Genomic DNA, 21929 nt, shown 5'->3' with positions numbered 1-21929 from the left:
TCACTTCCCGGCAACGCCGACTTCTTTAATCCATAACGAGGGTGCGGCGGCAGGGCCTATGATCTCCAGGTCTTTGCCCACTCCGAGGAGGCCTTTGGATAGCCACTCGTAGATGTTTCCTCCAATGACGACCCCCTTAACGGGTTTCACCACTTTTCCCCGCTCAACGAGCAGACCGTGCGTAACAGTAGCCTTGGTGCTACCCGTCACAGGATCGCTCATCCAGTAACCTATAATCTCGTGAACCACTATGCCCTTAGAGATGTCGCGCACGAAGTCCTCTAGGGAGCCTTGACCTGGATTCACCAGCATGTTTGTAAATCGGGGTGTTGGCGGTGCTGCCGGATACTGCCTGAACCCGTTACCAGTAGGAGCGGTGTTCATCCTTCGTGCCGTGTAGTAACTGTGAAGAATCGACTTAACCACTCCTTTCTCGACCACGGGCTTAGTGGTAGTAGGTACCCCTTCATCATCAAAAGGCGCAGTGCCAGCGGCCATCTCGATGCTCGGGTCATCGGAGATCGTTAAGTCCTCGTTGAAGACCAGCTCACCCAACCTACCCTTTAAGGGACTTCTGTTTTCAAGAATATTTAATGCGGAGAACGCTGGCGCGAGACTATATGTCAGTATTTCACCTACAGTCTCTGGTACCAACACCAAGTCGTAGTTACCCGACTCTATTGGCGAGGCATTCAAGAAGAGGAGCGCGAGCTCCCCGTTTCTTAAAGCCTTGTCTTCGAGCTCCTTGATGTCAAGCTTCCTCTTCCAATATGCAAACGTCTTGTCAGCTATAGCGCCGCCTTTCATCGTGCTGAGTGAAAGCCAGAGTACCACGTTACTACACCTAACGCTTCTCTCGACACCGTGCGAATTGATTACCACGATTCTACTCTCACGTACACTGAAAGACCCCTCTACGACGCTGGCTTTCTCAGCTCCGCTGCGCAGAGGTGGTTCTTTAAACGCATCCATGGCTTGCTCAAGTACCTCAACCAGCTCCTCTTCGCTCATGGCGGCTACTTTATCGTCGTAGCAGGAAACCTGTTTGGTTTCGCGGAGCTCGACGGGGAAACCACTCCAGTAGGGATCTTCCGGCGACGATTTCGTAACAGAGTAGAGCTTTTCGAGTATTTTGTCTACGTCGCCGTCTAAGGTGTTCGTCCTAACACCTCCAATCCTCTTATTGAACGCTCCACGCAGGCCTATATCGTAGTCTTCGCTTACAACGCTATCTATAATCATGTCACTCGCGACGCTGAATTGCTTTGATATGGTGTGAACAGCGTATACCTCCACCTCCGCGAGGCCCTTAGTTACGGCTCTTCTAACTAGTTGTTCGAGTTTGCTTAGCGTTTTAACCACCTCCGATTATGAAACCTCTAACTCTTACGTGAGGACCCCCGTCACCGACCCTTACCGTTTGTCCATCTTTACCGCAACCACCGAATACGCTTGTTCTAACTAGGAGGTCCTTTCCCACCGCATCAACACTTTTAAGGGTTTCGAGTATTAGCCCGGATAGCATGACGCCTTTAACCAGCTTAGCTGGCTCTCCGTTTTCGACGATATAACTAGGTCCACTGGTGAACGTGAATGCCCCTGTAAGCGGGTTCACCTCCCCACCCAGCGCGCCCAGGCCTTTAACGTATAATCCTCTCCTCATATCCCTGATCATCTCCTCGGCACCCCAGTCAAGGGGCTCCATGTACGTGTTCGTTTGGCGTACGAGTACAGGGTACCGGTAGCTCATGACCCTGGCATTACCCGTTGGCTCCCCATCCAGGAGCTTCGCTGTAATGATGCTGTGCAGGAACTCCGTTAACACCCCGTTCTTGACCACGTGGACCTTTCTCTTCGGCGTTCCCTCATCGTCGTAGGGTACAAAGTCCCCTCCATCAACTAGCCCTTCATCGGCTATGGTGACGAGCTCGCTGGCAACTCTTCCGCCTATTTTACCCCGCAATACACTACCACCGGCGAGCACCGTATCGCCCTCCGACGCGTGCCCAAACGCCTCGTGAAGCATTAATCCAACCATGTCGTTGTCGAGAACTATGTCATACTTACCGGGCTTGGCGTGACCCGCTCTTGCCGTGTCTACTACGAGCCTAGCTCTCTCTGAAATCCAATCATCCCACTTAAGGCCTTTAATGAGCTCCCAACCGGCAACGCCAGATTCCTGGTCGTAGAGCGTTTCGTAGGTGCCCTCGACGTGTGCTACCAATCTCGCGGAAACCCCGAGCATTTTCTTCGAGTACTCTACATGGTCTCCATTACTTGAAATATACACTCTACGATCAGCTTCATACCCGTACCTGAGGATAACGCTTGCTACCCCCTTAACGCTCCTAGCCACGCTGTCCATGCTTTTCAGTAACTCGATTTTTTCCGAGAAGTCTACGTCTTCCGGGTCAACGTTAAAGCGCGAAGAAGCCTTACCTTTTAGAGTAGGACGTCTATAGAAGTCCACTTGAATAGAGTGCTTCGAAGAGGCTTTAGCTACCCTGTACGCGCGCAGAACAGCCTCCTTCACACCAGCTTCTTCGAGAGAGTTAGTTGAAGAGTATCCAACGGCTCCTTTAACAATGACCCTCACTCCAATACCTTGGTTACTGTTTATCGATAGTTCTCTAACGACCCCGTTGTCCAACACGACGAGCTCGCTGTAGTACCTTTGAACTCTAGCATCTATGAAGTCTGCTCCGAGCTCATCACGCAGTGTGACGAGGATGCCAGGATCAAGCAAGCCAGACCCCACCGTAATCACTAATAAGCTGAAGTTTATATATGTAATCCGCAAAGTGTAGGGTATGTTGAACACCTTAGTTAAACGGCTAAGTAACGTTGACAGCGCTGTAGAGGAGGTTGAAACATGGACCCTGGAGACTTGGATGACAAGTTATGGGTTTTGAAGCAGTCACTCTTAAAAGTCGTAGTTAAGCTCGGCTTACCTGTCGGCTTAATGCAAGCATTCCGGGTAATTTACAATCTTGTCGACATGTACTGGCTTGGAAACTATAGTACCCTAGCGCTCGCGGGTGTAAGTGTGGCGTGGCCTATCATATTCTTAGTGTTGGCAACCTTCTTCGGCATTTACGGTGCCGGTACCTCTCTAGTGTCCCAGTACTGGGGTGCACGGGAGTACACGAGCTCCCTGAAAGTTGCCGGCCAGCTATTGCTGTTCACCATCACGGTGGGCCCGTTGATATCAGCGCTAACTATAATCAGTACCCCTTACATACTCGTATTGATAAACGCACCCGCCGAAACCAGGACCCCCGCTTACGATTACGTAAGCATTCTAGCTATGGGTGTACCGGTCTTCGGCGTGCTAGAATCCATTACATCGGTTTACATGGCATCGGGCACTCCATTTCTACCGCTCGCCCTTAGGTCCCTGGGAACGATGCTTAACATCGTCCTAGATCCATTACTCATTTACGGCTTACATGGGCTACCGGAAATGGGAGTTGCAGGCGCAGCATTAGCGACCGTGCTTAGTGAACTAGTCGCAGGGACAGCCGGCTTGGTTTACTTCTCGTTAATGGGCGTTAAGGGTATAAAGATGAGTTTTCACCACATCAAACCTGATTTACAACTTTTAAGGCTCATGGCCAAAGTGGGCTTGCCGATTTCAGGAGCCGCTCTCGCGGAAGCATCCGGGTTTACGATGCTAGCCGGTATCATCAGCTTAATGGGTAGTAAGGCGCTAGCCGCGTGGAGCATTGGCGATAGGCCTTTCGGCGTTATAACGATCATCACGGCTGGGTTGCTTACTGCCTGCTCCGTGATAGTCGGCCAGAGCCTTGGAGCCGGGCTACTCGGTAAGGCCAGGGAATCGGCTACGAGAATACTCGTATACGAGGTCATCTTAACATCTCTAATAATCACGCCGCTAATCGCTCTAAGAACGTACATATCTTCGGCGTTCTCGCCGCAAGACATAGAGGTCTCGTCTTACGCTTCAGACTTCATGTTGTACATGGGTATTTCGATAATACCACTATCAATGCTTGAAACGGCAAGGGCCATTGCCAATGGGAGTGGCCACACCAAGCCGGTAATGTACCTGAGCGTCCTTAGACTCTGGGTTTTAAGAAACGTTCTAGCATACGTATTTGGACCCGGCCCGCTCAAAATGGGCGTTAAGGGGCTTTGGATTGGGATGGCTATAAGCAACGTAGTAACCGGGCTAATAGCTCTGACATGGACCATGAGGTATACTTGGTTAAAACCAGTGATAGGTAACACGAACGGTGCCCGGAAAACTAGGATCTAAGCTTATAAGTGTGCTTTTCTATAAATCCTCCATGATGCCGTTGGCGAATGCCTCGGTATCGCTTCACTGGGTTTAAGCCTTCAAGAATCGTAATAGTGTAAGTACATGCTAATACGTGTATAAATGAAAACATTTAAATACTACTTCCCTTCCCTAAGTGGTAAGGGGATAGAGCATTGTCACAAGTAAAGATTGATTGGGGTTCTTTAGCTGTAAAACTCCACAAGTTGTACGGTGGCAAAATAGAAACGGTCGCTAAGGCCCCTATCACGAGGTTCGAGGACTTTAACATCTGGTATACGCCCGGCGTTGCTGAACCGTGTAGAAGAATACAGAAAGAAGGTGAAGACGCGTCTTTTGACTATACTTGGAGGTGGAACACTGTCATAGTTATTAGCGATGGTACGAGAGTTCTAGGACTTGGCAACATAGGCCCGGCAGCTGGTTTACCGGTCATGGAGGGCAAGTGCCTGCTCTTCAAGTACCTTGGTGGAGTAGACTGCTTTCCACTGGTTGTACGTGAGAAGGACCCCGACAAGCTCGTGTACATAACTAAAGCTCTGGAGCCCAGCTTCGGAGGCGTAAACCTGGAGGATATAGAATCGCCAAAATGCTTCTACCTCCTAGAAAAGCTACAAGAAGTGCTGGACGTCCCCGTGTGGCACGATGATCAGCAGGGGACAGCCCTAGTATCCCTTGCCGGCTTGATCAGCGCCCTCAAAATTGTTGGTAAGAAGCTGGACCAGGTGAAAATAGTACTATTTGGTGCAGGGGCGGCAAACATTTGCACGTACAGGTACTTAAAGGTTGCAGGAGCTAATCCCAAGAACATCGTGGTAATAGACTCTCAGGGCGTTCTCTACAAGGAAAGGCCCGATGTGGAAGAGATGAAAACATCTAATCCGTGGAAGTACCAGATCGTGCTGGAAGCGAACGAGGAAAATGTCAAGGAAATACCAGATGCCTTCAAAGGCGCGGACGTGGTCATAGCGGCTTCCCGGCCAGGTCCGGGCGTTATCAAGAAGGAATGGGTTAGGTTGATGAATAAGGATGCAATCGTGTTCTCCGAGGCCAACCCAGTACCCGAGATATGGCCATGGGAAGCGAAAGAGGCAGGTGCAAGAATAGTTGCTACCGGTAGAGGAGACTTCCCCAACCAGATAAACAATAGCCTTGGCTTTCCGGCAGTCTTCAGGGGGGCGTTTTCTGTGAGAGCTAGAAAAATGAGCGACGAGATGTTCTTGGCTGCCGCGTACGCAATAGCACGATACACCGAAGAGACGGGCATTCATGAAGAGAGAATAGTCCCACGAATGGAGGAAACAGAAATGTATGTGAGGGAGGCTATGGCGGTTGCCGAGAAGGCAATCGAACTAGGTTACGCTAGAAGGAAGATCTCGAAATCGGAGCTCGAAGCGGAGATCAGAGAGCTCATCGAAAGGCCCAGAAAAGAGATGGAGGTATTCATTAAAGCCGGCTTAATAACGTTATACCCAGAATACAGAGAGCTAAAAGCTTAAACCTCAAAGGTGCCCGTATTGGCGGGTTTTCAGGAGTTCAGAGACGTTATTGAGAAAGCGGCCATCGAGGCCATCGAGAGAGCGGCTATATACATACCTCCCGACGTGAAGGAGGCCCTCATGAAGGCTTACCGGGAAGAGACGAGCGAGCTGGCCAGGTCTCAGCTCGCAGCGATATTGAAAAACATAGAACTTGCCGAGAAATTCAAAAAGCCTGTATGCCAAGACACGGGATCCATATTTTACTATGTTACGGTCGGCTACGAGTTCCCCGGTTTAAGGGTACTCAAAGAAGCGCTCACAGAAGCGACGAGAAAGGCAACTAAGGTAGTTCCGCTCAGACCGAACACAGTAGATCCGATCACAGGCAAGAATCCCGGTGACAATACAGGTAGGTACATGCCTTACATACACCTAGAACTAGTTGAAGGAGACAAGTTAGAATTCGTCGTTGTACCTAAGGGAGGAGGCTCCGAAGGCGTATCATACCTCGAACTACCTCCACCGGGTGAAGGTGTTAAAGCCATTAAACGCGCCGTGGTAGACGCCGTTTTGAGAGCGGGCTCCATGCCCTGTCCACCGACAATCGTCGGCGTGGGTGTCGGGGGAGGAGCAGACGTAGCCATCTACTTAGCTAAGAAGGCTGCGTGTGTGAGGAAACTAGGTACTACTAACCCGGACCCCACCTTAGACAAACTCGAAAAAGAGCTATATCACGCTCTAAACGAACTAGGCATAGGTCCCATGGGCTTAGGGGGGAAGTACACGGTGCTCGCAGTGCACATAGATTACGCGCACAGGCACCCTGCAGCAATGCCCGTTGCCGTCGCCTTCGTGTGCTGGGCCGTGAGGAGGGCTACCGTAAAGGTGTATCCCGATGGAAAATACGTAGTGGAGCAGTAAGGGGTGTTAGTTATGGTCGAGTATAGGCTCAAAACGCCTCTCTCAGATGAGGATGTCAGAAGGCTAAAAGCCGGGGACATAGTGTACCTCACAGGCGTAGTTGTAACCGCCCGTGACGCTGCACATAGGAGAATGCTAGATTACCTAAAAGAGGGTAAACCGGTTCCAGTAGACTTGAAGGGAGGCGTAATATACCACTGCGGCCCCGTCGTCCAGAAGGTTAACGAGGAATGGAAAGTCGTTGCTGCAGGCCCCACTACGAGTGCTAGAATGGACCTCTACGAAGCCGACGTAATAAAGAACTTTGGCGTGAAAATGGTTATTGGAAAAGGTGGGATGGGCGCGAGAACCGCCCAGGCATGCAAAGAGTACGGAGCCGTATATGTGTACTTCACGGGCGGGGCAGCCGTTCTAGCCGCTAACGCTATAAAGCGCGTCTTAAAGGTGGAGTGGCTCGATCTAGGAATACCTGAAGCTTTGTGGGTTCTCGAAGTAGAGGACTTTGGGCCACTGCTAGTCACGATAGATAGTGCAGGACGTAACATAACGGAGGAAGTCGTGGAGCAGGCTAAGCGTAAGCGCGAAGAAGTGCTCAGAAAACTCGGAGTTGCATAAAGCCATTTTACCCGGTCCCTCTTAATTGCAACAAGTACACCTAGTCCAGGGGTCAAGGCGTGAACAATGTAGAAGAACCGCGCATAGGCGTTTTCGTGTGTCATTGCGGCCTCAACATCGCGGGGACGGTGGACGTGAAGAACGTCGTAGAAGAGGCTTTAAAGCTTCCAAATGTAGTCCACGCGGAAGACTACGTCTACATGTGCTCTGCGCCCGGCCAAGAATTAATTAAGCGCGCCATAGCCGAGAAGAAGCTTAACGCCGTCGTTGTAGCTGCATGCACGCCTACAATGCATTACGAGACCTTTGCGCGGGCAGTCGAGTCAGCCGGCTTAAACAGGTATAAGCTTGAAATGGCAGTAATAAGAGAGCTCTGTAGCTGGGTTCACCCGGACAAGAAGCGCGCTACCGAGAAAGCCATTAAACTCGTTAAAGCAGCAGTAGTAAAAGCGGCTAGGAACCAGTCTTTAGAGCCTGTGAAGGGTAAGGTTACCCGGAAAGCACTCGTAATCGGCGGGGGAATAGCCGGAATAACGGCCGCGCTGGATATCGCTAGTACTGGTATACCGGTTATTCTCGTTGAGAAGAGCCCGACGATCGGCGGTAAAATGGCGATGCTTAGCGAGACCTTTCCCACGCTCGATTGCGCGCAGTGCATATTAACACCTAAAATGGCGGAGGTGGCCAGGCACCCCCTGATCAAGATCTACACCAACGCCGAGGTAACAGACATAAACGGCGTTGTTGGGAGCTTCAGAGTAAGGATTCTACAGCGTGCTAGGTACGTGAAAGTAGAGGATTGCAGGCTCTGCGGGTTCTGTGAAAGAGTCTGCCCCGTCAAGGTACCAAGCGAGTTTAACAGAGGGCTTTCCGAGAGGAAGGCCATCTACATACCCTTCCCTCAGGCTGTGCCCTCGGCCTATGTGATAGACAGAGCTAATTGCAAACACTGGATAGATGGCTGTGACCGGTGCTTAAAGGTATGTCCAACTAAGGCAATAAACTTTGATGACAGCGATAAGCTAATGGAAGAGGAAGTAGGCGCCATAATCATAGCCACGGGGTACGAGGTGTTCCCCGCGGAGAAGCTGAGAGAGTACGGCTACGGCGTGTATAAAGATGTGATAGATTCCTTGCAGTTTGAGAGAATACTATCAGCCGGAGGCCCCACGAAGGGTAACATATTGAGGCTTGGTGATGGAAAGCCCGTTAAAAGGATAGTGTTCATACAGTGTGCCGGTTCAAGGGATGCCAACTACCTCGAATACTGTTCAAAGATATGTTGCATGTTTACAGCAAAACATGCTCTAATATTCAAAGAACGGGTGCAAGAGGGCGTAGTTCACGTATTTTACATTGACATAAGAGCGACGGGTAAAGGCTACGAAGAGTTCGTTAAAAGAGTTCAGGACGAATTCAAAGTCAACTACATACGTGGCAGGGTTAACAGAGTTTACAAAGACCCGGCAACGGGTGATGTCGTAGTCACGGGGTTCGATACGCTAACGAACCAGCCAGTAACCGTTAGAGCAGACTTGGTAGTACTGGCAACCGGGCTAGTGCCGCAATTACCGCGAGATCTGGCATCAAAGCTAAGGATACCGGTTGACAAATACGGGTTCGCGCAAGAAGTACACCCCAAACTAAGGCCTGTTGAAACCGTTACAGGCGGTATCTACGTTTGTGGCGTTGTCCACGGACCTAAGGACATATCGGAGTCCGTTGCGCAGGCATCGGCAGCCGCCGCTAAAGCCATTGCAATGCTTTCCTCGGAGTTCATTACGCGAGAACCACTAACCGCTGTGGTTAATGAGGACCTCTGTAGCGGCTGTAGAGTCTGTATAGGTATTTGCCCCTACGGTGCGTTAGAGCTGGTAGAAGGTAGGGCTAGAGTGAATGAGTTGTTGTGTGAGGGTTGCGGAGCTTGTGTAGTTGCTTGCCCCAATAGGGCTATAGATCTGAAGAATTACACGACTGAACAGCTAGCAGAGATGGTCAAGGCCGTGGTGAGCTGACATGAGCTCGTGGGAACCAAAAATAGTGGCGTTTCTATGCAAGTGGTGTTCGGGGGCGGCAGCAGAACTGGCAGGTGTTAGCAGACTTCTGTACGCGCCGAACGTGACCCCGATCGTTGTACCGTGTTCAGGGCGCGTGGACCCAGATGTCATAGTCAACGCCTTCATGAACGGCGCTGACGGTGTCATTGTGAGTGGATGCCACACGCCATCGGATTGCCATTACATATCAGGTAACTTCAAGGCGTTCAAAAGAGTTTACGTGCTTAAGAAGTTGCTAGAAGATTTCGGCATAGAGCCCGAGAGGCTGAGATTGGAATGGGTTAGTGCCGTAGAAGCTCAAAAACTGAAAGCGGTTTTCGATGACTTCACCTCCACTATAAGAAGGCTTGGACCCCTCAAAAGATGTAATCGAGGTGATTGTAGATGAGAAAACCAACAATTGCAATTGTTCACGGAGCTATATGTGGTGGGTGTGATGTAGCGTTAGCTAATAGTGGCGGCGCGCTATTAAGCGTGCTGGAGAGCTTCGACTTAGCTTACTGGAGCGTGGCGGTTGATGCAAGAGCAACCGAGCTCATGTCCTTAGACAAGATAGACGTGACAATATTCATGGGGGGTATTAGGACCAGGGAAGACGGGGAATTGGCGAAGTGGATCAGGGAAAGGTCTTCCATAGTAGTAGCCTTCGGTAGCTGTGCAGCGTATGGCGGTATTCCGGGACTCGCTGCTTTAATACCACCAAGTGAACTCGTAGATTACGTCAGGGCGACTACTACGACAACTTCGTATGGAAGGGCCGGTGAAGTGCAGCTACCCAAGTTACCGGAAATAGAGACGTACAGAGCGCTACCTGACGCCATTAAAGTGGATGTAGTGGTGCCTGGTTGCCCGCCACCGGTTAAGAGCGTTAATCACCTGGTAGATGTGTTGTTAAAGTACGTTAAAAGCGGGGGGGTGAAAGAGCCTGTAATCGTAGCTGGGTTAAAAGCGCTTTGTGAGACGTGTCCAAGAAAGCCCAAGGAACCCTCCAAGATGCAAATTAACGACGTGAAAAGGATACACGAGGTCAGGATCAGAGAAGACGCCTGCTTCTTGGAGCAGGGCATTTTGTGTTTAGGGCCGGTAACGCGGGAAGGTTGCGATCACAGTTGCATTAAAGTGAACATGCCGTGTACAGGTTGCTTCGGGCCGTTACCCGGTGCAGAGGATGTAGGGCTTAGGTATATTGCAGGAGTGTTAGCACTAATAGCGAGTGACAGGGAAAGGGAGCTCATGGAGCCCGGTCTAGCTAGGGTACTGGACAAAGTCATAGACCGCCTCGGAGTTCTCTACAGGTACACTTTGCCGGGCTCGCGTTTATATAGACTTAGGTTGAGCATTAAAGGTGTCTCTCATGAAGGATAGGAGCATAGTGATAGAACCCGTAACTCGCATTGAAGGAGATGCGAGGATCATCATTACGTTAGATGAAACTGGAAATGCGAGGACCGTACACTATCAGGTACTAGAGCTCAGAGGCTTCGAGGCCTTTTGCCGTGGCCGGTACGCTGAGGAAATGCCACGCATAGCTCAGGCAATATGTGGGGTTTGTAGCACCCCGCACCACCTGGCCTCTGCAAAAGCCGTTGACACGCTATATGGTCGAAAACCGCCGGAGGCGGCGGTGAAAATACGGGAGTTCGTGCACCACGTGTACATGATCGATGACCACCTACTGCACTTTGCGGTAATGGCATTGCCCGACCTCCTCGTGGAGGGCGCGAACACCGTGCGCGGATTCGTTGACATCGTTAAGAGGTATCCCGAAATCGTTAAAAAGCTCATTAACGCTAGAGCGTTAACGAGTGGCATCCTCGAACGGCTTTGTGGTAAGAGCATACACATGCCCATCGCGATACCTGGAGGGGTGTCCAGGAGGCCCAGTAGAGAGGACCTGGAATTCGTCGAGAAGAGGGTAAAGGAGTTAAAGGAGCACATACTGTTCGCACTAGACCTTTTCAAGCACAGCGTGTTAAAGTCGCAGAAAGTTGTAGAGTGCATGAAAGGTGAAGAGTATTCATTGAAGACCTACTACATGGGGCTTGTAGGCACGGACGGGTCGCTGAGCATGTACGATGGTATACTCAAAGTGGTTGACTGGAAAGGCAGAGAAGTGATGACGTTCAAGCCCGAAGAGTACACCAAGTACATTGCAGAACACCACGAGGAGTGGAGTTACTCCAAGTTCCCGTACCTGGTACATGTTGGTTGGCGTGGTTTCGAGGAAGAAAGCACGGTTAGAGTCGGGCCCCTTGCGCGCTTAAATGTGTGCAGTAAGTTACCAACCGAGTTGGCTTCAGAAGAGTATAAGGTCATGAGAGAATTCTTCGGTAATGAAAAAATCGTGAACAACACTCTTGCATATCACTGGGCCCGCCTCATAGAGAACGTGCACGCGTATGAGGTTGTGGAAAGGATTTTAACGGAAAACAGGGACTCGATACTCCGTGACGAGGTCGTTAACTTTGAGGGCAAGCCCTTATACGAAGGCGTAGGCATCGTAGAAGCGGCGAGGGGCGTATTGATACACCACTACAAGGTAGATCAGAACTTCATCGTAAAGGAGGTGAACGTGATAACTCCAACAGCTATAAACAATGCCGCAATAAACACCCAGTTGAGAAAAATAGTTATAGGGAAGGGGACCTTAGACTACAAGGACCCGGACTTGGCTGACCTAGTAGCGAGACTAGAAATGGCCGTGAGGGCCTTCGACCCGTGCAACTCCTGCGCAACTCACACTGCCGGTTCGCACACGGTTAAGTTACTCATTTATGATTCTCGTGGCAACCTCGTCAAGGTAATTTCGTGAGGTGGTCGCGTGTCTGAACTACTAAACCGGGTAATAGAGTATAGCGGTAAAAACCCGTATGCATGCTACCAGTGTGGGATGTGTTCGGCGGTGTGCCCGATGATAAGGTACATGAACACCCCTCCACACGTGATCATAAGGCTTCTACAGATTGGGGCAGAACACGCGGTACTTTCAGCCAATACCCCATGGATTTGCGTGAGCTGTATGAGGTGCGTTGATAGATGTCCAAGAGACGTAGATCCGGGAGAGGTGTTCGAGGCTTTAAGGGTCATAGTTCTAAGGCAGGGTATTGACAAGGTTAAGTACGAAGAGCTCTATGACGTTGAAGAGGCGCCTTCAATGGCCCTCATAGCTACATCTAGAAAGCTTACGGGGTGATACACTGTGAAAGTCCTATATTACCCTGGCTGCACGATCAAGAGGAATGCTGCTGACTACGAGAAGAAGGCTGTGGAGATACTGGGAAAAATTGGTATCGAAGTGCACGAGTTACCTGACTGGTATTGTTGTGGAGTGCTTTACGGTACCGTTAGAGACGACGTAGCCAAGCACATTGGAGGGTTGAGGACGCTTATTAAAGCCCAGGCAGCCTCTAGGATTCATAACACGACCAAGTTGCTAACGCTATGCCCCATGTGCTATAACGTGCTTAAAAGGATAAATGTGATGATCAAGACGCTGCCCGAGAACCTCGAAACGCTGACGCTTTTCATGGACGAGGAAGAACGCTATTCAGTAGCCATAGAGGTAGTACACTTGCTAGAAATCCTGAGAGATCATAGAGATGAGCTAAAGGCGTTAGTAACCAGCAAGCTGGAAGAAGTGGTGGTTGCACCATATTACGGATGTACACTGGTAAGGCCTAGAGAAGTGTCCTTTGACAACGCGGAGAACCCTGAATCGATGGATATTGTTCTAAAAGCCCTTGGCGTAAAGGTCGTAGAGTTTCCGTTCAAGACCGAGTGTTGCGGATCGTACATGACGCTGATCAGCAAAGAAGTCGCGTCTACCAAGCCCATGGAGATCGTAGAAGAAGCAGTAGCTAGAGGGGCTAACACGATAGCCACGGTGTGCCCGCTATGCCATTACAACCTAAGCAGAGCGCTCAAGTTAACTGGTAAAAAGGTGAACGTAAACATCGTATACTTAACGGATATACTATTAAGGGCTCTCGGTGTCTAAAATGCCTTGTTCAAACCCAAGTTTAATAACTCACGCTCCATAGTATTAGAGGGGCTTAATATGGGTTTACGGGCTCAGGCACAAGTAGAGAGCGTCGAGGCTGGTGCCCCCAAGATGATCAGGATATACGTGATGGGTCGTGAATACCTAGTGCCAGAAGGCCTGACTATACTCAAAGCACTGGAATACGCTGGTTTTAGACTTGTACGAGGTGTTGGTTGTAGAGGAGGCTTCTGCGGTGCATGCGCGACTCTCTACAGGAAGCCCGGAGAATACCGGTTGAAGATAGCCTTGGCTTGCCAAAACACCGTTGAGGATGAAATGCACATAGTAATGCTACCCTATACTCCGATACCTAAGACCAGGTACAGGTTAGAGAACTTAAAACTAGATGCTGGTCTGGTGTTCAAGCTGTTCCCGGAAATAGCTAGATGTGTTGCATGCAACACCTGTACCAAGGGGTGTCCTCAAGGACTGCAAGTAATGGACGCCGTACAAGCCGTGAAGCGCGGTGATCTGGCCAGGGCATCCAACCTCGTCTTCGACTGCATTGCTTGCGGGATATGTGCTACGAGGTGCCCAGCGGAGATCAGGCACCCGGAGATATTCCTACTAGTACGCCGGCTATACGGTAAATTCGCCTTACCCAGATCGAGGCGCCTCGAGGAAAGGCTAAAAGAAATAGCTCAGGGCAAGTATATCGTAGAACTTGAAAAACTAAAGAAAATGCCCGTTGATGAATTAAAGAAACTGTACGCTTCGCGTACTATAGAACCTGAAGAATGAGGTGAGACAATGACAGGTTACCCTCCCGGGATCAGGGAGCTGATCAAGTACGTCGAGGAAACGAGACCGGAGAGGCTCAAGAAGCAGTACAGGAGGTTAACACCTGAAGAGCGTGAAAAACTACTAAAGGAATGGCACCCAGACTATAAGCCAGGTACGAGGAGGCAATTAAGGGTCGGGGCCTCTAAAGGCGCTACCGTGTATAACGAGGTTGCAGACCTCTTAGAAGCATGGCCTCTCATCGAGCCTAACGAAATAGACTTAAGCAAGATAGACTACGACGTAGATGTCCTGGTAATAGGTGGCGGCGGTGCAGGAGCCGCTGCGGTGCTCTGGGCTATTTACAGTGGTGTGAGCCCTGACGCCATCCTCTTGGCAACTAAACTCAGGTTTGGGGATTCGAATACGTGCAAAGCACAGTCAGGTATTCAAGCCGCTGACAGGCCCGAGGACAGCCCGGTATTGCACTTCATAGATACCATAGGAGGAGGGCTTTACGCTAACAAGCCGGAGCTGGTTGAGGTCCTCGTGACTGAGGCCCCATATATAATAAAGTGGCTTGAAGACCTGGGAGTAATGTTTGATAAGAACACGGAGGGGGACTTTGTAGAGTACAGTGGTGGTGGCGCTTGTAGGAGAAGGTTGCACTGTGCCCGAGACTACACAGGCTTAGAGTTCATGAGGGTTCTAAAAGATGAAGTACTAAGTTACGGTGTCGAGGTCCTCGAGTACACGCCCGCTGTAGAGCTCCTAGTAGACCCTGAGGATGGAGGCGTCTCGGGCGCCGTATTGTGGAACATGGAAACGGAAGAATACTACGTTGTCAGGTCTAAGGCAACGATCCTAGCTACCGGGGGTGCGGGTAGGGTACACATAGCTGGATTTCCCACCTCAAATCATTATGGCGCTACGATGGATGGAGTTGTCATGGCTTATAGGGTCGGAGCAAAGGTCGTGCACTTGGACACCTTCCAATACCACCCTACAGGCGTGGCATTTCCTGAAGCGATTAGAGGCGAGCTCATACCGGAAAAAACGAGGAGTCTGGGTGCACAGTTAGTCAATGTACACGGAGAGCTATTTGTTTATCAGCTTGAAACGAGAGATGCAGTTGCATCAGCTATCATCAAAGAGTGCGCTGAGGGTAGGGGCATAACAACGCCAACCGGGGCATACGGAGTCTGGCTAGATACGCCAATGATTGAAGAGCTTAGAGGACCCGGCACCATTAAGAAGGCGTTGCCCGCACTCTACAGGATGTTCGCCAGACACGGCATTGACATAACGCAGGAACCCATACTCACGTATCCGACGCTCCATTACCAAAACGGAGGTATCGAGATAGACCCCGCTACACGGGCCTTAAGGCCCGATGGAACGCCTGTGCCGAGATTACTGGCAGCCGGGGAAGTTACGGGCGGTGTTCATGGGAGGAACAGGCTTGTAGGTAACTCGCTTGCAGACATACTAGTGTTTGGCAGAAGAGCGGGCGTTACAGCAGCCAAAATCGTGAAAGAGCAGGCAGTTAAGCCCAGGCTCTCATTCAAGCACTTAGAAAAATTCGTGGAGGAGTTGAAGGCGCTGAACGTACCGAGAGAGCGCAAATCACCCATAATCCTACCAGATTATAGGGGGGAAAGGGCTTTACTAAGATCTCTCAAACTGATCTAACGGGAAAATAAGCTCAGAACTTTTACACATTGACTAATCTCACCTGTTCACGGTTTTCACGCTCGGGAACTCGCACCTCGCCCGCGGAGATCCCGGCACCTTTGCGGGTTGCATGGACGACGGTTAAGCCTGGATGTACTGGGTCCTCATCACCGCCTAGCATCTCTACGCAGCCTACAAGAACAAAAACTCCCTAAAAACGCCATAAGAGGAAACGGCTCTACGACCTCCCGCGTAAGTAAGAATAATTTATAAGTAAATAACTTAGCCTAATAGATAAGGATGTTATATGTTCGGTGAAAAAGTTTATTTTCCCTTCATGGGGATATAGAAATGGGTATAACTCATGATCATCGAGCAGCTTGTCCAGGCGTTAACGGACGTAGCATTGAAGATCATCGCCGCAATACCCGCAGTAATACTCGCACTAATAGTGATCCTAATCGGCTATTTAATCGGTAGCGCAGTGAGAAGTGGTATTAGGCTTTTATTCGACAGAGCGGTATGGAGGTTCCTAAGAAAAACTGTTGTGGGGCAGAAGTTCGAGGAGTACGGTATAAGCATCGGCGACGTGCTGGGAGCGGTTGTGATGGCTATCATCGTGGCCCTTTCAATATTACTGGCAATTAACATGTTAGGTTTCCTCGGCCCCGCAGTAAATATCATAACTTCATTTATCAACCTAGTAATAGGCATCCTAGGAGGAGTAGTTATATTAATAGTGGGCATACCACTGGCGACGCTCGCCGGGGAGTATCTAGCCAGGTTAATAGGATTGGCAATCGGTGAAAGGGAAAAGGAAGGCTTCGTTACAACATTGCAGACTGTGCTAACCATACTATTTGTCTTATTTGTGCTAGGCTTAGCGGTAGCGGTAATGTTCGGTGCGTCAGAACTATTAGCCGGCCTCACAGCCGTGCTTCCATCAGCATTCACAGCCGGCGTAGTAATAATAGTCGGCTACATCGTAGGAGACCTAGTTAGCAGAATGGTTAAGGTAGTCATTGAAAGACTTGCAAAGCCGCTTGAGGCGACGGATATTGGCGCAGCAATAAAGGCTACGGGCTTAGATGCCCCAGGCCTAATAGCCGGATTAGTAAAGGCCCTCATCGTGGTTATAGCAATAACTGTGGGTCTTGGGATGATCGCCGTTACGGGAATCGCGGCAGAGATTCTCGGAGCAGTAACTTTCTACTTGCCGAGGATCTTCGGGGCCCTCGTAATCCTGATACTAGGTCTACCTCTGGTTTTAATACTATCCAAGTACATTGGTAAGGTGTTTAAGGCGGTAGTTAAAGAAAAGTACGCTGTTCTCGGAGACCTCGTAGAAAACCTGGTAGCAATAGGCCTGGTAGCAGTGTTCATAACCATAGCGCTGAACGTTGTAGTGTTGCCGGGTAACTACGTGTATTCTTTCATAATCGGTGCTGTTATAATCGCACTCGGCGTCATAGTAGTCGATACCGTTGTTAGCTTGTTAAAGGAGACATCGCCACTATTCGCCAGGTTCTTACCGCTACTCGGAGCCGTGTTCGTCTTCATAATAGTCTACGTAGGGCTAACGACAATACTATCGCAAATACCGGGCGCCATCGAAGTACTAAGAGTAGTCGCATACGGCATAGCCGGTGCCGTTGTATTACTAATAATACCAGTACTCTTCTACCTGGTTAGAGTAGCGCTTAAAGAGGCTGCTGAAGTAAAAACATCATGATGAAAAACCAGTACCATTTTTATCCTCCCCCTTATACCCCCCAACCTCCTTACCGTAGCGAGCCCGGTAGCTTTAAGCTCCTCGGAGTAGTTGCCAAGCCCTCCACGAGACACGGTGAACGCGTTTACCAGATCACGTTAGGGAAAACTACTTCTTGAACTCACTTAAAAACATTTTAGCACCCTCCATTAAGAACTTCGTATCATGTGCTAGCGATATGAAGTTGTAGCCCAATTCCACGGCTTTACGGGCAATGCTGAGCGTGTGTGCCATTAACCCGGTTAGCTTCCTGTACGTCTTCGCGCGTCTTGCAATATCAGCCAGCGTGTCGATGAACTCCTCGCTCTCAATTTTGCCGTACATACCGAGCGAGGCGGAAAGATCTGAAGGTCCCACAAACACGCCCGTAATGCCTTCAAAAGAAACAATTTCCTCCAGGTTCTCGTAGGCTCGCCCTCGAGGGAGCACTACCACTCTCGGTGGGCAATTACTCCGACCGCCCCGTAAGCGGGGTGCATTCTCAAAGGGGCGGGGGATCAGCGCTTGGTCCCTTCATACTTAGTTAGTTTTCTTGGTGGGAGTGGAGCTAGGCTTGGAGAACAAAGCACATTCCCGGCTACATGTCGAGTACATTAGAAGGCGCTCCGGCATTTCAACATTAACCCTTTAACGACGAATAGTACCGTTAAGTAGCTTGCGGTTAATTACTCTCGATGAAAACACCTATGAACGGGGTAAATACCCTCGCTACATTTTAGCAATACTTGGTGTTGGGGGTGAAGACGGCCCTGATCACCGGTTACAGCTATTATGGCAAGTACTGGTTTAACCCGAGTGGTGAGGTAGCGAAACTGCTAGATGGTTCGGAAATATCCGTGTACAGGGTTAAGTCGCTTGTGTTACCGGCGTCTTTCAACTCAGCTAGGTCTACTCTCCAAAAGGTACTGGAAGAGCTTAAGCCAGACTTTGTATTGGGGTTAGGGTTGGCGCCTCTCGCTAGAATGCTCGAAGTGGAGCTCGTGGCCGTGAACTACGTATACTTCACTCAACCGGACGTAAATGGGGTTAAAGCAGAGCTGGAAAAAATAGATCCTCGGGGCCCCCCAGTAGTTTACACAACTCTACCGGTCGAAGCAGTCGTGAAAAAGTGTAAGTCGCAACGAGGATACCCGATTAAGCCTAGTTTAAGCACTGGCTTGTATTTATGCAATGTTGCGGCGTACATGATTATGAGGTACGGGCTGGAACGCCGCGTGCCAGCAGGATTCGTACACATACCCCCCTCAACCGTTAACATGCTTAGACGCGAGTCGGAGTTCGGCACCCCACTTGAGGAAATCGCCGACACCGTGAAGTGCATTGTCGAGGCCTCTACCGGTGTCGCATTTGAAGATTAAAGGCATACACTATGGTTTGACGCTACTATACTCTTATCTGCTACCAGTAATAGATGTGGAAGAGACGAGTTATGGATTTAAGTTCAAGTACGTAGTGGGCTCCGCGGCGGGCCTCCAATGCGTGTTCAGGGAAGGTATCCTTGAAACGGAGTGTACGATTAACTCCTCGAAGCACAGTTTAGTGGAACGGCTACTCGGACTTGATAGGCATGCCCTATTCATGGAGCTTTGCAAGCTACTCGGACTCGATAAGTGCGTGGCAAGTAGCATTACGCTAATGCACGAGCCAAGCTACAAGAAGTACGTAGCCTACTCAGTATACCTGTCTAGGAACACCGACTACTACATTAACACAGTACAGTGGGTGAGGGGCTTAATAAGCAGAGGCGCTATTAAGTCAACGTCGTACATTGCACGGGAATTTAACAACGTGAAGCACCAGGTAGACTACGTACTTGGAAGAGGTGATGAGCCTTTACGTGAAGCTATCGGGTTAATGAGCCTACGCGGATTCGGTGTAAAATTGGCAAAGGCCTATCTACTGCACGCGTATGGGTTAACTGAACACGCGCCAGTAGATAGGCATTATGCGGAGTTTCTCAACGTGAAGACTGCGAGTCCCGCGAAAAGCACTTGTATAAAGTTTTCATTAAGATGTAATGTTTGCACGAGGCACTGCCCCTACTCGTACTCTACCAGGAGCTATGGGGTGTTCAACGGTGTGTTGCAATCACTAGTGTACATTTATGGGAGACTAGTACTCGGTAGGAGAAGTAAGCTGGAGAAGATACTAGTAAAGGATGCGCAGTATTACGCTGACCAGCTCGAGAAGCTGTTATCGTACTCGAAACTCTTAACGGGAAGGCTGTATAAACCCTGTTCCGATCGGTAGCGGGTACTAACTATTATAGCGTGCTTTACATAACATAGTGTAGTGGAGTAAGGCATGCCTGGTTTAGACCCCTTCAAACTCACGGAGCTCGTAGAAAAGCACGTAACCAGGAGAACTAGTACTGGCATTGAGAGACGGTACTACAGGTTTCGTGGCGGTAAGTGGTATGGTGGTGTAGCTACCGGCGACGTTGTAGGGTGCAATTTAAGGTGCAAGTTCTGCTGGAGTTGGAGGTACAGCTATTATGTCGAGAAAGGCCAGTTTCAGTCACCGGAATCTGCATTTAATAAACTCATTTTAATCGCAAACAGGTACAGGTATAGGTACCTAAGGCTCAGTGGTGGTGAGCCGACAATAGGGCTAGACCACTTATACAGGCTACTAGAGTTAGTTGAGGACACGAGACTCTATTTTATACTGGAAACAAACGGACTACTAATTGGTAGAAATGCTGACGATGCAGGAAAACTAGCAAAATACAGCAAGCTCATAGTAAGGATTAGCTTCAAGGGTTGTACACCCGAGGAATTTGAGTACTTGACGGGGGCTAAGAGTGAGCACTACGAATACCAGTTTCTTGCACTCGAAAACCTTTACAGCTCCGGGTTAAAACCATGCAAAGACTTTTATCCTGCCGTAATGCTCAGCTTCAGCTCCGGCGAATCATATGGCTCATTTAAGAGAAGACTCGCAGAAATACATCCATCCTTAGTAGAGTGTATTGATGAAGAGTACGTTATACTGTACCCGCACGTAAAGGAGCTTTTAAGAAAGAACAGGTTAATGCCGAGAATAGCCTATGATCCCAGTGGCGTGCCCGACTTCATGATCTAAGCAAGGGCGCGGCGTGCCCCACGCTTTCACGCAAGGCCCTCTCCGTGACAGTAGCGGTACTACTAAACTAGAACACATTTTAAGGAAAGGGGGTATAACTACTGGTTCTAAACCGTTGGTTTCAGGTGTTACCGGGGTTTCAAATCAAGCATTACATGAAGTACTCTGCACAGCGTATTTATATACCCCCAGTAAGATACGCTTAAGCATGGACAACTATTTAGGTAAATTCAAAATCAAAGAAAAGCTGCCCCCAGGGCTAATCCTTAGCCATAGTAGTGCGTTTGTTTCCTGTTCCTTGGGGAGCGCGGAGCGATAGGTTTATAAACCCCCTCTTCCATAACTACTTATTTTGGGTAAATTTATCTAACTGATCGGATCTACTTTTTAATCAATTATTTAAATTTTTAAATAATACTAGCTTATAGCGAATCACGATCTTTTAACTGCGTATATATATAAAGCTTTAAAAATACATAGGAATATATACTTCAACATGTTTTAAAGGTGTTATGAATGGATCTTCTAAGGTACTATTCGGGCAAAAGTAAAACTCTTTACTTAATTAAAGATCAGCCCCACCTACTACTTATGAAATTCGAAGATACCGTGACAGCTGGAGACGGGGCCATAAGGATGAATGCGCCGGGCAAGGGCATTGTTTGTGCTAGAACAAGCGCGTTTTTCATGAATCTACTCGAAAGGCACGGCATTAAAACGCACCTTGCTAGCTACGATGGAAGCGACTCTATGTATGTTAAGAAACTGAAGATCGTTCCCGTGGAAGTAATTGTAAGAAACTATGCCTACGGGTCTCAACTTAAGAGACTACCGTTACTTAAAAAACTGCAGGCGTTAACACCTCCGGTAGTAGAGTATCACTACAAGGATGATGCGTTACACGACCCTCTAATACTGCGCGAAGATGTGGTTCACTCGGGGCTTTTAACGAATAAGCAACTGGCAGAAATCGAGGAGCTTGCTTTAAGAATAAACGATAAGTTAAAGGAATACCTTACCGGGCTAAACCTCAAATTGGTCGACCTTAAATTAGAGTTCGGGTTCGACGAGCAGGAAAATGTCATCCTAGGAGACGAAATTACGGGAGACACTATAAGGGTTCTCGACGAGCAGAACAATCACTTAGATAAGGAGATCTTTAGGCAGACAAGAGACGTAAAGCTACTAATGAGCAGGTATATAGAGCTAGCTAGAAGGGTTGGAGTAGACCTTTCCGGAGTAAACTCTTCTTAGCCATGTACGC

At 49.3% G+C, this 21929-nt stretch carries 20 protein-coding genes; 17 read left to right on the top strand and 3 right to left on the bottom strand.

The window, feature by feature from the left end; all coding sequences use genetic code 11:
* Together QXU03_04300 and QXU03_04295 are read right to left on the bottom strand one after the other, a co-directional pair.
* On the bottom strand, positions 1-1362 hold the full coding sequence (locus QXU03_04300; protein ID MEM2170964.1) for a TldD/PmbA family protein: 1362 nt from the start codon (positions 1360-1362) through the stop codon (positions 1-3).
* Positions 1355-2758, bottom strand: coding sequence for a TldD/PmbA family protein (locus QXU03_04295; GenBank protein ID MEM2170963.1), 1404 nt, complete (start codon positions 2756-2758; stop codon positions 1355-1357). The genes QXU03_04300 and QXU03_04295 overlap by 8 nt, the downstream gene beginning before the upstream one ends.
* Before the next feature lie 114 nt (positions 2759-2872).
* Here QXU03_04295 and QXU03_04290 point away from each other — a divergent pair, with 114 nt between their 5' ends.
* The 13 genes from QXU03_04290 to QXU03_04230 all read left to right on the top strand — a co-directional run bounded on the left by QXU03_04290 (position 2873) and on the right by QXU03_04230 (position 17542).
* Entirely contained in the window at positions 2873-4279 is a 1407-nt protein-coding gene (locus QXU03_04290; protein MEM2170962.1) for an MATE family efflux transporter, read from the top strand.
* Between the two features lie 176 nt (positions 4280-4455).
* Positions 4456-5799 carry an NADP-dependent malic enzyme gene (locus tag QXU03_04285; protein MEM2170961.1) on the top strand — a complete coding sequence of 448 codons (1344 nt, stop codon included), beginning with the start codon at positions 4456-4458 and terminating at the stop codon, positions 5797-5799.
* 18 nt (positions 5800-5817) lie between these two features.
* The gene (locus QXU03_04280) at positions 5818-6702 is read left to right on the top strand and encodes a fumarate hydratase (protein MEM2170960.1); all 885 of its coding nucleotides are present in this window, start codon (positions 5818-5820) and stop codon (positions 6700-6702) included.
* 12 nt (positions 6703-6714) lie between these two features.
* Positions 6715-7317 (top strand): FumA C-terminus/TtdB family hydratase beta subunit, encoded by a 603-nt coding sequence (locus QXU03_04275; GenBank protein MEM2170959.1) that lies wholly within the window; start codon positions 6715-6717, stop codon positions 7315-7317.
* A gap of 59 nt (positions 7318-7376) precedes the next feature.
* Positions 7377-9332 (top strand): CoB--CoM heterodisulfide reductase iron-sulfur subunit A family protein, encoded by a 1956-nt coding sequence (locus tag QXU03_04270; GenBank protein MEM2170958.1) that lies wholly within the window; start codon positions 7377-7379, stop codon positions 9330-9332.
* Between the two features lies 1 nt (position 9333).
* Positions 9334-9762 carry a hydrogenase iron-sulfur subunit gene (locus QXU03_04265; GenBank protein ID MEM2170957.1) on the top strand — a complete coding sequence of 143 codons (429 nt, stop codon included), beginning with the start codon at positions 9334-9336 and terminating at the stop codon, positions 9760-9762.
* Positions 9759-10739 (top strand): hypothetical protein, encoded by a 981-nt coding sequence (locus QXU03_04260; protein ID MEM2170956.1) that lies wholly within the window; start codon positions 9759-9761, stop codon positions 10737-10739. The genes QXU03_04265 and QXU03_04260 overlap by 4 nt, the downstream gene beginning before the upstream one ends.
* Positions 10729-12186: a Ni/Fe hydrogenase subunit alpha gene (locus QXU03_04255; protein ID MEM2170955.1), complete on the top strand. Its 1458-nt coding sequence runs from the start codon at positions 10729-10731 to the stop codon at positions 12184-12186. The genes QXU03_04260 and QXU03_04255 overlap by 11 nt, the downstream gene beginning before the upstream one ends.
* 9 nt (positions 12187-12195) lie before the next feature.
* Positions 12196-12567, top strand: a complete 372-nt coding sequence (locus tag QXU03_04250; protein ID MEM2170954.1) for a 4Fe-4S dicluster domain-containing protein — start codon at positions 12196-12198, stop codon at positions 12565-12567.
* Positions 12568-12573: 6 nt separating this feature from the next.
* Positions 12574-13371 (top strand): heterodisulfide reductase-related iron-sulfur binding cluster, encoded by a 798-nt coding sequence (locus QXU03_04245; GenBank protein ID MEM2170953.1) that lies wholly within the window; start codon positions 12574-12576, stop codon positions 13369-13371.
* Between the two features lie 60 nt (positions 13372-13431).
* Entirely contained in the window at positions 13432-14157 is a 726-nt protein-coding gene (locus QXU03_04240) for a 4Fe-4S dicluster domain-containing protein (protein MEM2170952.1), read from the top strand.
* A 9-nt stretch (positions 14158-14166) separates the two neighbouring features.
* Entirely contained in the window at positions 14167-15828 is a 1662-nt protein-coding gene (locus QXU03_04235; GenBank protein ID MEM2170951.1) for an FAD-binding protein, read from the top strand.
* A 346-nt stretch (positions 15829-16174) separates the two neighbouring features.
* The gene (locus tag QXU03_04230) at positions 16175-17542 is read left to right on the top strand and encodes a hypothetical protein (protein ID MEM2170950.1); all 1368 of its coding nucleotides are present in this window, start codon (positions 16175-16177) and stop codon (positions 17540-17542) included.
* 147 nt (positions 17543-17689) lie between these two features.
* Here the strand turns inward: QXU03_04230 and QXU03_04225 are convergent, their stop codons facing one another.
* Complete coding sequence (locus QXU03_04225; protein MEM2170949.1) at positions 17690-18016, bottom strand: aldolase/citrate lyase family protein; 327 nt, start codon at positions 18014-18016, stop codon at positions 17690-17692.
* 293 nt (positions 18017-18309) lie between these two features.
* On the opposite strand from QXU03_04225, the gene QXU03_04220 reads away from it, so the two are divergent.
* From QXU03_04220 to QXU03_04205, 4 genes are all read left to right on the top strand, one after another.
* On the top strand, positions 18310-18939 hold the full coding sequence (locus tag QXU03_04220; GenBank protein ID MEM2170948.1) for a hypothetical protein: 630 nt from the start codon (positions 18310-18312) through the stop codon (positions 18937-18939).
* The gene (locus QXU03_04215; protein ID MEM2170947.1) at positions 18929-19831 is read left to right on the top strand and encodes a hypothetical protein; all 903 of its coding nucleotides are present in this window, start codon (positions 18929-18931) and stop codon (positions 19829-19831) included. Before QXU03_04220 ends, QXU03_04215 begins: the two co-directional genes overlap by 11 nt.
* Positions 19832-19885: 54 nt before the next feature.
* Positions 19886-20665, top strand: a complete 780-nt coding sequence (locus QXU03_04210; protein ID MEM2170946.1) for a radical SAM protein — start codon at positions 19886-19888, stop codon at positions 20663-20665.
* A gap of 516 nt (positions 20666-21181) precedes the next feature.
* Positions 21182-21919 carry a phosphoribosylaminoimidazolesuccinocarboxamide synthase gene (locus tag QXU03_04205; GenBank protein MEM2170945.1) on the top strand — a complete coding sequence of 246 codons (738 nt, stop codon included), beginning with the start codon at positions 21182-21184 and terminating at the stop codon, positions 21917-21919.
* Positions 21920-21929: the final 10 nt, after the last annotated feature.

This window comes from Desulfurococcaceae archaeon (assembly GCA_038845865.1).
GTDB lineage: Archaea > Thermoproteota > Thermoprotei_A > Sulfolobales > Desulfurococcaceae > UBA285.
This window is presented reverse-complemented; position numbering and strand designations above follow the sequence as displayed.